This is a genomic window from Brevundimonas basaltis, from assembly GCF_014202075.1.
Lineage (GTDB): Bacteria > Pseudomonadota > Alphaproteobacteria > Caulobacterales > Caulobacteraceae > Brevundimonas > Brevundimonas basaltis.
This window is the reverse complement of sequence record NZ_JACHFZ010000001.1, coordinates 822,336-832,997: the sequence shown is the minus strand read 5'-3', so window position 1 is coordinate 832,997 and position 10,662 is coordinate 822,336. Positions and strand designations below refer to the sequence as shown.

Sequence of the window (10,662 nt, the reverse complement as noted above, 5' to 3'; positions counted from 1 at the left end):
TCACGACGCGGTCGCTTGCTGCTTGAGCGCGTGACCGCACCGTACAACGACAGACCGGCCCCCGGAGCGATCCGGGGGCCGTTTTGCTGTCCGGACCGGCAGCGAACCGCTGCGATCCGCCCGCCATCCGGAACATCCCCCACGGCCCCCCGTTTAGCTTGCGAAGGAACGTCGCGGAGGGCGCGGCGTGAGACGGGCTGAACGCATGTACGACACGCGATACGAATTTATCGGCTGGGAGCAGCTGATCCAGGTCTGGGCGCCGAAGGTGCTCGGGGCCGTGCTGATCCTTGTGGCCGCCTGGTTTATCGGCAAGGCGGCCAAATGGGCGCTGGCCAAGGGGGTGGACCGCATACCGGGCGCCTCGAAGGCGAGTCTGAGCGACAATCCCAAACATTCGGTAGGCCACAGCCTTGGCGACGTGGCCTTCTGGCTGATCCTGCTGTTCGGCGTGGTCGCCGCCCTCGGGGTGATGAACCTCGGTCAGGTGGTCAGCCCGCTGAACACCCTGCTGAACCAGATCGCCGCCTTCCTGCCCAACGTGCTGGGCGCGGTGCTGATCTTCTTCATCGGCTTCGTGGTCGCCACCCTCGCCCGGCGCGTGACCGAGGCTGCGCTGCAGGCGGCCAACGCCGACCGCTGGATCGAGAAGGCGGGGCTGTCGCGGGCGACGGGCTCGACCGGCGTCAGCACCGCCGTGGGCACCCTGGTGTTCGTGCTGGTGCTGATCCCGATCACCATCGCGGCGCTGGAGCAGCTCGGCATTGAATCCCTGACGGTCCCGGCCGTGGCGGTGTTGTCGACGGTGTTCGACGCCATCCCGCGGGTTCTGGCCGCGGCCATCGTGCTCGCCATCGGCTGGTTCATCGGCCGCTGGGTGGCGCAGGTCATCGAGCGCGTCCTGCCGGCCACCGGCTTCGACCGCAGCGTGCGCAGCGTGATGAACCTGGCCTCGGACCGGACCGAAACGCCGGCCGGGTCGGCCCCCTACGCCGGCGACGTGACCCCGGCCACGGCCGCGGCCATGGGCGAGTCCACGATCTCGGGCCCGATGACGCCCTCGGGCGTGGTCGGCAAGCTGGTGATGGTGGCCATCGTCGCCTTCACCGCGGTCGAAGCGGCGCGGCTGCTGGAGTTCGCCACCCTGGCGGCCACGGTCGAGGAGATTTTGGGCCTCGCCGGTCGGGTGATCGTCGGCGGCGTCATCATCACCGCCGGCGTGCTGATCGCCGACGTGCTGGCGCGACTGATCGACAAGGGCACGGGCGGGGCCGACCGCTTCGCCTCGACCCTGGTGCGCTGGGCGACCATCGCCCTGGCCACGGCCATGGGCCTGCGCTTCATGGGCATCGCCGACGACGTGGTGTTGCTGGCCTTCGGTCTGGTGCTGGGCGCGGCGGCGGTGGCCGCGGCGCTGGCCTTCGGGCTTGGCGGCCGGACCGCGGCCGGGCAGGTTGCGCAGCGCTGGGCCGACAAGGTCACCGGCAAGGGCACCGGCCGAGCGGCGCCGCCCAGGGCCTGAGGCCGACGGATACTCGCCTGCGAGGGGCGGCGCCGAGGCGTCGCCCCTTTGCAATTCCCCGGGCGGGAGACGGCGCTTGCCGGGAACCCCGATCCGGGGCCTACGTTCGGTTCAGGAACGTTAGGGAATTGGTAACCATGCGGCGCGCACTCCGGACCGGACTGTTCATCGGCACCCTGCTGGGCATGTCGGCCTGCGCCGCGGGGCCGTATGAGGCCGGCGCCAAGGGCCCCTACGGCTCGGTCGAGGCCGGCCGCAGCCGCTGATCGCGAAGGAAATCGTGGCGGACGGGGCAAAACCCCCCTATCATCCGTCCGGCGGACGCCGACTGTCGCGCCGCGCCGGTCCCGCTCTCCCTAGATGTTAGCCATCGCCATCGCCGTCGTACTGCTGCTCGTAGTGCTGAACGGCCTGTTCGCCATGACCGAACTCGCGGTCGTGTCTTCCCGCAAATCCAAACTTCAGAGTCGATCCGAACGGGGCGACCGGGGCGCCCGGGCCGCGTTGAAGCTCGCCGAGGACCCGACGCATTTCCTGTCGGCGGTCCAGGTCGGCATCACCCTGATCGGCATCGCCGCCGGCGCCTATGGCCAGGCGGCCATCGCCGGCGAGTTGAACGCGATCCTCGAAGCGGCCTTTCCTCCGGTCGCCGCCTATACCGAGGTGTTCTCGACGGTCCTGGTCATCGTCTTCATCACCTATGTGTCGGTGATCGTCGGGGAGCTGGTGCCCAAGCGTCTGGCGCTGATCTTCCCCGAATCGATCGCCTCCAAGATGGCGGCGCCGATCTCGACCGTGGCCAAGGTGCTGAAACCCTTCGTCGTGCTGCTGACGGCGTCGACCTCGGCCATCCTCAAGCTGATGGGCGTCAAGGACCGCGACGGTTCGGACGTCACCCAGGAAGAGGTCGAGACCATGATCGCCGAGGGCACGGCCTCGGGTCTGATCGAGCCGGAAGAGCAGGAGATGATCGAGGAGATCCTGCGCCTCGGCGACCGCCCCATCCGCGTGGCCATGACGCCGCGCCACGAGGTGTTCTGGATCGCTCTGGACGACACCGAGGAGCAGCTGCGGCAGGAGGTGCGGACCTGCCCCTATTCACGCATCGTGGTCGCGCGCGAGAGCGACGTCGATAATCCGCTGGGCGTGGTCCACAAGAAGGATCTGCTGGACAGCCTGCTGGACAACGGCGAGTTCAACGTTGAACGGCTGGTGCAGACTCCGGCCTTCATCCCGCAGTCGACATCGGTGCTGAAGGCGCTGGGGATCATGAAGGCCTCGCGGGTCCACATGGCCTTTCTCGTCGACGAGTATGGCGCCTTCGAGGGCGTGGTCACGGCCACCGACCTGCTGGAGATGATCGCCGGCAATTTCGACGAGAGCCACGACGAGGACGACGCCTACATTCGCCAGAACGAGGACGGCAGCTGGCTGGTCGACGGCCAGGCCGACATCGAGGAACTGGCGGATATGCTGGGCGAGGACTTCGGCGAGGCCGAGGGCTTCCACACCGTGGCCGGCCTGGTGCTGCACCAGTTGTCGCGGGTCCCGGACGAGGGGGAGGTGCTGCAGCTGGGCCGTTTCGAGGTCGAGATCATCGACATGGACGACCGCCGCATCGACAAGCTGTTGTTCCGTCAGCTGGTCAAGGCCGAGGATGAGGCCAGCGCCGTGGCGGCGCATCAGGACGATTGACCGTTCCGCCCTTGAAAACCGGGGCGGCGTGGGGCATACGCCCCGGTCTGGCGATCCTGTCCGCTCTTCGGAGCGGCCCGGGGTTGCGTCCAGGAGTTTAGCTCAGCTGGTAGAGCACCGGTCTCCAAAACCGGGGGTCGTGGGTTCGAGTCCCCCAACTCCTGCCATTTCCCCTGTCGCCGCCGGATGGGGCTTCCTATCTGGGGGCGACAGGATCAATTCTTTGACGGATCAGTGATGGCCAAGGCCAAGACCCCCGGGCGCCGCCCCCAGACCGCCCAGCCCGCGATCGCGGGCGCCGCCGTCGCGGCGGACGCGCCGAAGAAGCCGCGGGTCTCGGTTCCGCAATTCATCAGCCAGGTGAACGCCGAGCGCCGCAAGATCGTGTGGCCGAGCCGCAAGGAGACCTGGATCACCTCGGTGATGGTCTTCATCATGGTCGCCCTGGCCGCCGCCTTCTTCTTCGTGGTGGACACCGTCCTGGCCTTCGCCTCGCGCAACATCCTGGCCATCGGCCAGTAAGAGACCGCCCATGACCGACGCCGCTCCCGCCGCCAAGCCCGCCAATCCGCGCCACAAGTGGTATATCGTCCACGCCTATTCGAATTTCGAGAAGAAGGTGGCGCAGCACCTGACCGATCAGGCGCGCCAGCAGGGGCTCGAGGACTGCTTCAGCGAAATCCTGGTGCCGACCGAGGACGTCGTGGAGATCCGCCGCGGCCGCAAGGTCAACTCCGAGCGCAAATTCTTTCCCGGCTATGTGCTGGTGAAGATGGAGATGACCGACGAGGCCTATCACCTGGTCAAGAACACGCCGAAGGTGACCGGCTTCCTCGGCGCCGCCGGCGGGACCAAGCCGCTGCCGGTCTCGGAGCGTGAGGTCCAGAACATCATCGGGGCCGTGGAAGAGGGCGTCGAGCGTCCGAAACCCACCATCCGCTTCGACATCGGCGAGACCGTCAAGGTCATCGACGGCCCGTTCGCCAGCTTCGACGGTCAGGTCGAAAGCGTCGACGAGGACAACGCCCGCCTGCGCGTGGCCGTGTCCATCTTCGGCCGCCCGACCCCGGTCGATCTGGAGTACAGCCAGGTGGAGAAGGTCGCGGCCTAGGCTACGATCCATCCAGGACTTCGCAGCGGCGGCTCCCCGGGGCCGCCGTTTGCTTTTCCGGCCCCGATCCGCTACACGCGCGCCTCGCTCCAAGGGGCGGTGCGGGTTCGCCCGCATAAATCCGTGGGAGGCAGCCATGCCACGACCACGGCTCACCGGTCCTGATTGAGTTCAGGTCCACTGTAAGGAGAGACCAATGGCCAAGAAGATTCTCGGCTACATCAAACTGCAGGTGCCGGCCGGCAACGCCACGCCGTCGCCCCCGATCGGGCCGGCCCTCGGCCAGCGCGGCGTCAACATCATGGGCTTCGTCAAGGAGTTCAACGCGCGCACCGAGAAGGAAGTGAAGGGCACGCCCCTGCCGACGGTGATCACCGTCTATCAGGACAAGAGCTTCACCTTCGTCACCAAGACCCCGCCCGCGACCCACTACATCAAGCAGGCCGCCGGCATCACTTCGGGCTCCAAGCTGACGGGCCGCGAAGTGGCCGGCAAGATCAAGCGCAGCCAGCTGCGTGAGATCGCCGAGAAGAAGATGAAGGATCTGAACGCCAACGACCTGGACGCGGCGACCAAGATCATCGAAGGCTCGGCTCGCGCCATGGGCCTCAACGTCGTGGAGGGCTAAGCACATGGCCAAGCAAACCAAGCGCTTCAAGGCCCGCAGCGGCGACGTGACGGTCAACATGCCGTTCGCCGACGCGATCAAGGCCGTGAAGGACAACGCCTCGGCCAAGTTCGACGAGTCGATCGAGATCGCCGTCAACCTGGGCGTCGACCCGCGTCACGCGGACCAGCAGGTCCGCGGCGTGGTCAACCTGCCGTCGGGCACGGGCCGCGATGTCCGCGTCGCCGTCTTCGCCAAGGACGCCAAGGCCGATGAAGCCCGCGCGGCCGGAGCCGAGCACGTCGGCGCCGAGGATCTGTACGAGAAGATCAACGGCGGTTTCATGGACTTCGATCGCGTCATCGCGTCGCCGGACATGATGGCCCTGGTCGGTCGTCTGGGTAAGGTGCTGGGCCCGCGCGGCCTGATGCCCAACCCGAAGGTCGGCACGGTGACCCCGAACGTCGCGCAGGCGGTCAAGGACGCCAAGGGCGGCGCCGTCGAGTTCCGCGTCGAAAAGGCGGGCATCGTCCACGCCGGCATCGGCAAGGCCTCGTTCGACCAGGCGGCGCTGGAAGCCAACGTCAAGGCGTTTGTCGACGCCCTGACCAAGGCCAAGCCGGCGGGCGCCAAGGGCACCTACGTCAAGAAGATCAGCCTGTCGTCCACCATGGGCCCGGGCTTCAAGGTCGACCCGGCCTCGCTGGGCGCCTGATCCACGGATCAGACCAGACTGAAGCGGCGGCGGAGAGCGATCTCCGCCGCCGTTTTCGTTCTGGCTTCACACGCCGTCGTAGCGGGCCCGGGCGGCAGGGAAACCCTCCGTGTGCAGACGGGTTGACGCGCCGGTTCAGGCGCGGGATTCACGATCCAGGTTGATGCCGGGGAGATTCGATGATGTTGCGCTGGCTTCGGGCGCTGCTGTCCCGGAACAGCGCCTCCGCGAAGCGGGCGCCGGTTCCGGACAACCGTGAGAACGCCGGTGCGCCGGCGACGCCTTCGCGGAAGAAACGCCACCCCCGCGACACGCGCATTCAGACGGCCGAGCGGCGCCAGGTCGCGGCTCTGCCGTGGCGGCGAGAACGGACGGGCGTCGAGATCCTGTTGATCACCTCGCGCGAAACCCGGCGCTGGGTGACGCCCAAGGGCGGGCGCATGTCGGGCAAGACCGACGCCGAGGCGGCCGCACAGGAGGCGCTGGAGGAGGCAGGGGTCGAGGGCGTGATCGCCGACCGGCCGCTGGGCAGTTTTCGCTATCTGAAGGTGCTGAAGCGGCGGGCGTCGCGCTGGTGCGTGGTCGATGTCTATGATCTGGAGGTCGGCGTCGAACGTTCGGACTGGAAGGAGCGCGCAGAGCGCGAGCGCGTCTGGGTCAGCCGTGACGAGGCCGCGCGGATGGTGGACGAACCCGATCTGCGGAGGTTGATCGCCGCTTTCGAACCCTGAATCGGGCTTGTGTTGCGTCGCCCGTTCGCTGAGGATGCACGAAAAGGGGGAATTGATGCGCTTCAAGATTGCATTCATGGCCGCGGCGTTGATGGCTGGCGGCCTGTCGGCGCCCGCCGCTCTCGCCAGTGTCGCCTCGCAGGACGTGACGGCTGCGCCCACGGCCCGCCAGCTCGAACTGACCCGCAGATACATCGACCTGACGATGACTGAGCAGTTCGAGGATTCCCTGCGGCAGATGATCATGGCCCAGGCCGAGATCGACCCGGGCGCGCGCGGCCTGCCCGATGAAGAGCGGCGCTTCATCGCCGAGCTGTCGGCGGACCTGACCGCCGACATGATCCCGCAGATGCTCGAGGCCATGACGCCGGTCTATGCCCGAATTTTTACCGAGGCCGAGCTGGAGGCCGTGATCGCCTTCTATGATAGCGAATTGGGGAAGAGCATCATCGAAAAGACCATGACGGTCATGCCCGAGGCCCACGCGGCGGCCATGACCGTGATGCCGCAATTGATGGACAAGATGGCCGCCCGAATGTGCCAGCACTACGGCTGTGACGCGGGCGAGCTGCGGGCCATGCAGGGGGCCATCCGCGGCGAAGTCCCGGTGGCCCCCAGGCGAAAATAGCGGCTACTGGATCGGGCGCTGTCCGCTTCACCGAGATCGTGACAGACGGGCACCCCGGGGTGTGGACGGCTTTCGGGCGTTGCGCCGGAGCGTCCGCGTCCCCACAACGGGAGCCATGAACGCACCCTTCCAGACCCCCGCCGATCCGACCGAAGCGCCGCTTTGGGACCTGTCCGACCTCTACGCTTCGCGCACGGACCCGCGCATCGAGGCCGACCTCGAACGCGCCCGGGCGCTGGTCGGCGAGCTGAACGCCCTGCAGGGGCAACTGGTGGCGGCGCGGGCGGACGCGGCGGTGCTGGGCGAGCGGCTGGACCGGGCGGTGAGCCGCTACGAACAGGCCTCGGACCTGCTGGGCGCGCTGGGCGCCTACGCCTTCCTCGCCGCCTCGACCGACCGCAACGACGCCGGGGCGCAGGGCTTCGAGGCGACGGTGCGCGAGAAGATCACCGTCATCGCCACGCCAACGGTCTGGGTCACGCTGGAGATCAACCAACTGGACGAGGCGGAGATCGAGGCGGCGCTGACCGCCGCGCCGGGCGCCGCGCGCTGGCGCCCGTGGTTGCGGCGGGTGCGGGCCATGAAGCCGCACGAGCTGTCGCACGAACTGGAGACTTTCCTCGCCGAGCGCGGGCCGATCAGCGCCCAGTGGCCCCGCCTGTTCGACGAGACGCTGGCGGCGATGAAGGTCAGCGCCGGCAAGGACGAACTGACCCTGTCGGAGGCGCTGAATCGACTGTCGGATCCGAAGGAAACGCGGCGCAAGGCGGCGGCCGAGGGGCTGAACGAGGCGCTGGGCGTGCGGGTGCAGACGATGGCGCTGGTGCTCAACACCGTCGCGGCCGACCACGCGCTGGAGAGCCGCTGGCGCGGCTTCAGGCGGCCGGCGGACAGCCGCCACCTCGCCAACGAGGTCGACGGCGACGCGGTCGACGCCATGGCCGAGGCGGTGGCGGAGGCCTATCCGCGTCTGTCGCACCGCTATTACGCGCTCAAGGCCCGGGCCATGGGCAAGGCGACGTTGAACCAGTGGGACCGCAACGCCCCGATCGAGACCACGGCGCCGCGCGGCTACGACTGGGCGCAGGGGCGCGAGCTGGTGCTGGAGAGCTTCGGCGATCTTGGCGACGAGTTCGCCGCCCGGGCGCAAGGTTTCTTCGACAAGCCGTGGATCGACGGCCGGGCGCGGTCGGGGAAACAGTCGGGGGCCTATGCCCATCCGGTGACCTCGGACCGTCATCCCTATGTCTTCCTGAACTGGATGGGCGAGCGCCGCGACGTGCTGACCTTGGCGCACGAGCTGGGCCATGGGGTGCACCAGACGCTGGCGGCGGGGCAGGGCAGTCTGCTGGCCGACACGCCGCTGACCTTGGCCGAGACGGCCTCGATCTTCGCCGAGGGCCTGACCTTCGATCGGTTGCTGACGACGGCGCCCAGGGCGGAGCAGCGAGGCCTGTTGGCGGGGCGGATCGAGGACGGGCTGAACACCGTCATCCGCCAGATCGCCTTCCACCGCTTCGAGACGCGCTTCCACGACGAGCGGGCGGGGGGCGAGCTGTCGGTCGAGCGGATCGGTGAAATCTGGCTGGAGGAGATGGGCGGTTCGCTGGGCCCGGCGGTGACGTTGAACCCGGGTTACGAGCATTGGTGGAGCTATGTCAGCCACTTCGTTCACTCGCCGTTCTACGTCTACGCCTATGCCTTCGGGGATCTGCTGGTGACGGCGCTGATGGAGACGCGGGCCAAGGACCCGGCGGGGTTCACGCCGCTGTATCGCGAGTTGCTCGCGGGCGGCGGGTCGAAGGGCTACGTCGAAGCGCTGGCGCCGTTCGGGCTGAACCCGCGCGACCCGGCCTTCTGGACCATCGGCACGAAACGGCTGGAAGGGCTGATCAACCGGTTCGAGGCGCTGGTCTGAGTTGACGGTCAGGCGCGGGCGGGCGAGCGTCCGGCCATGCGCCCTCTGATCCTCGCCGCCATCGCCGTTCTCGCCCTGCCGGCGGCCGCCCAGACGCCGCCGGAGCCGTCGGCCGCGACCCGCGCCATGGCGGCGGGATACAAGGCCCTGATGGTCTGTGGCGCGGTGAAGAACGCCGAGGCCGCGGGCGGATCGCGCACGGTCGAAAGCGTTGAGGCCAACGAACTGGTCGGCATCTACTCTGAACTCGACCCGTTGGCCCGCGAGATGCGGGCCGAGGTCAGCGAGCGAACCGTCTCGGCGCCCTGGGACGACGCCATGCCGCCGCGCGTCGCGGTGTGGAGCCCGGGCCAGGGCTGCGCCGTCATGCCGGTCGGCTGGTCGGGCGTGCCCGAGCCAATGATCCGGTCGGGCGTTCAGGCCGATCGGGGCTTTCTGGCGGGAGACCCGGTCCCGGCGTTGAACGCGGTCATCCGTGCGGCGGCCGCCGACGGCTATGGGGCGGGCGCCAACACCACCGGCGTGGTGGTGCTGAAGGACGACCGGCTGTTGGCGGAGTGGTATGCGCCGGGCTTCGGTCCCGACGTGCCCCAGCGTACATGGTCCGTGGCCAAGTCGCTGGCCGGGACGATTATCGGCGCCGCCGTGCAGCGCGGCGAGGTCGATGTGAACGCTCCGGCCGCCATCGCCGATTGGAGCCGGGACGGCGACCCGCGCGCGGCCATCACCGTCGACCAGCTGATGCGCATGGCGTCGGGCCTGACCAGCGACACGGCGGGCAATCGGACCGACGCGCTCTATTTCGGCGGCGTGGGCGTCGACGAGCAGGTCACGAGCTGGCCGCTGATCGCGACGCCGGGGACGCGCTACCGCTACGCCAACAACGACACCCTGATCGCGGTGCTCAGCATCGCGCCGACCTTCCGGGACCACCCGCCGGCCGCGCTGTTCCGCACGCTGGGCATGCACGACACCTGGGCTGAGACCGACTGGCGGGGCAACTACATGCTGTCCAGCCAGGTGTGGTCGACAGCGCGGGACCTGGCGCGGTTCGGACAGCTCTACGCCAACGATGGCGTCGTTGACGGGGAGCGCATCCTGCCCGAGGGCTGGCTGGACTATGTCTCCCGCCCGTCGGGGCCGCAGCCGGGCGGGGCGCAGGGTTATGGCGCGTCCTTCTGGCTGATGAACCAGACCGACGGCGTGCCGCCAGACACCATTTCGGCCAACGGCAACCGCGGCCAGTACGTCGTCGTCGTGCCCAGCCGGAACATCGTCATCGTTCGGCGCGGCGAGGATCCGGCGGGGCGGCGGTTCGACTTCATCGCCTTCACCCGCGACGTGCTGGCGGCGCTGGACTGACCGAAATGTCGCGCCTGGCTTGAGCGGGCGGCGCGCCCCGCTATAAGGGCGCCAACGACCTTTCAGATTCCCGGACCCGACCATGGCCGACCCCCACGCTCAAGACGATTACGTTCGCGGCTCGCAGGAGATCAGCGAGCAGGCGTCGACGTTCGACCTGTTCATGGGCCTGACCAAATGGGGTTCGCTGCTGATCGCGGTGACCCTGGTGATGCTGGTCCTGTGGTTCCAGCCGGGCGGCAGCTTCATCGCCGGCGCGATCGCGGCCTTCGTGCTTCTGGTCGTCGGCATCTTCGCCTTGCGCAAGAAGAAGTCGCAGCACTAGGGGCGCTACCGCTCGCGACGCGGTCGCACGTTGCCTGAGCGCCGCCCC

12 protein-coding genes and 1 tRNA gene are annotated in these 10,662 nt (G+C 68.5%); all 13 read left to right on the top strand.

Annotated features, from left to right (window positions below):
- Nucleotides 1-187: 187 nt before the first annotated feature.
- A complete protein-coding gene (locus HNQ67_RS04430) occupies nt 188-1,522 on the top strand; it encodes a mechanosensitive ion channel (protein ID WP_343054805.1) in 1,335 nt (444 codons plus the stop codon).
- Nucleotides 1,523-1,659: 137 nt separating this feature from the next.
- Complete coding sequence (locus HNQ67_RS13725; RefSeq protein WP_281380655.1) at nt 1,660-1,788, top strand: hypothetical protein; 129 nt, start codon at nt 1,660-1,662, stop codon at nt 1,786-1,788.
- A 94-nt stretch (nt 1,789-1,882) separates the two neighbouring features.
- Nucleotides 1,883-3,217, top strand: a complete 1,335-nt coding sequence (locus tag HNQ67_RS04425; protein WP_183252663.1) for a hemolysin family protein — start codon at nt 1,883-1,885, stop codon at nt 3,215-3,217.
- Nucleotides 3,218-3,308: 91 nt separating this feature from the next.
- Nucleotides 3,309-3,384 (top strand) — tRNA-Trp (locus HNQ67_RS04420).
- Nucleotides 3,385-3,454: 70 nt separating this feature from the next.
- Nucleotides 3,455-3,739 carry a preprotein translocase subunit SecE gene (gene secE, locus HNQ67_RS04415; protein WP_183252661.1) on the top strand — a complete coding sequence of 95 codons (285 nt, stop codon included), beginning with the start codon at nt 3,455-3,457 and terminating at the stop codon, nt 3,737-3,739.
- A 10-nt stretch (nt 3,740-3,749) separates the two neighbouring features.
- Nucleotides 3,750-4,328, top strand: a complete 579-nt coding sequence (nusG, locus tag HNQ67_RS04410) for a transcription termination/antitermination protein NusG (protein WP_183252659.1) — start codon at nt 3,750-3,752, stop codon at nt 4,326-4,328.
- A 196-nt stretch (nt 4,329-4,524) separates the two neighbouring features.
- The gene (rplK, locus tag HNQ67_RS04405; RefSeq protein ID WP_183252657.1) at nt 4,525-4,956 is read left to right on the top strand and encodes a 50S ribosomal protein L11; all 432 of its coding nucleotides are present in this window, start codon (nt 4,525-4,527) and stop codon (nt 4,954-4,956) included.
- Between the two features lie 4 nt (nt 4,957-4,960).
- Nucleotides 4,961-5,650, top strand: a complete 690-nt coding sequence (rplA, locus tag HNQ67_RS04400) for a 50S ribosomal protein L1 (RefSeq protein ID WP_183252655.1) — start codon at nt 4,961-4,963, stop codon at nt 5,648-5,650.
- A gap of 182 nt (nt 5,651-5,832) precedes the next feature.
- A complete protein-coding gene (locus HNQ67_RS04395; RefSeq protein WP_183252654.1) occupies nt 5,833-6,381 on the top strand; it encodes an NUDIX hydrolase in 549 nt (182 codons plus the stop codon).
- A 55-nt stretch (nt 6,382-6,436) separates the two neighbouring features.
- Nucleotides 6,437-7,009, top strand: coding sequence for a DUF2059 domain-containing protein (locus HNQ67_RS04390; RefSeq protein ID WP_183252652.1), 573 nt, complete (start codon nt 6,437-6,439; stop codon nt 7,007-7,009).
- A gap of 115 nt (nt 7,010-7,124) precedes the next feature.
- Nucleotides 7,125-8,927 carry a M3 family oligoendopeptidase gene (locus tag HNQ67_RS04385; RefSeq protein WP_183252650.1) on the top strand — a complete coding sequence of 601 codons (1,803 nt, stop codon included), beginning with the start codon at nt 7,125-7,127 and terminating at the stop codon, nt 8,925-8,927.
- Between the two features lie 36 nt (nt 8,928-8,963).
- Nucleotides 8,964-10,289 carry a serine hydrolase domain-containing protein gene (locus tag HNQ67_RS04380; protein ID WP_183252648.1) on the top strand — a complete coding sequence of 442 codons (1,326 nt, stop codon included), beginning with the start codon at nt 8,964-8,966 and terminating at the stop codon, nt 10,287-10,289.
- An 82-nt stretch (nt 10,290-10,371) separates the two neighbouring features.
- The gene (locus tag HNQ67_RS04375) at nt 10,372-10,614 is read left to right on the top strand and encodes an aa3-type cytochrome c oxidase subunit IV (protein WP_183252646.1); all 243 of its coding nucleotides are present in this window, start codon (nt 10,372-10,374) and stop codon (nt 10,612-10,614) included.
- Nucleotides 10,615-10,662 lie beyond the last annotated feature (48 nt).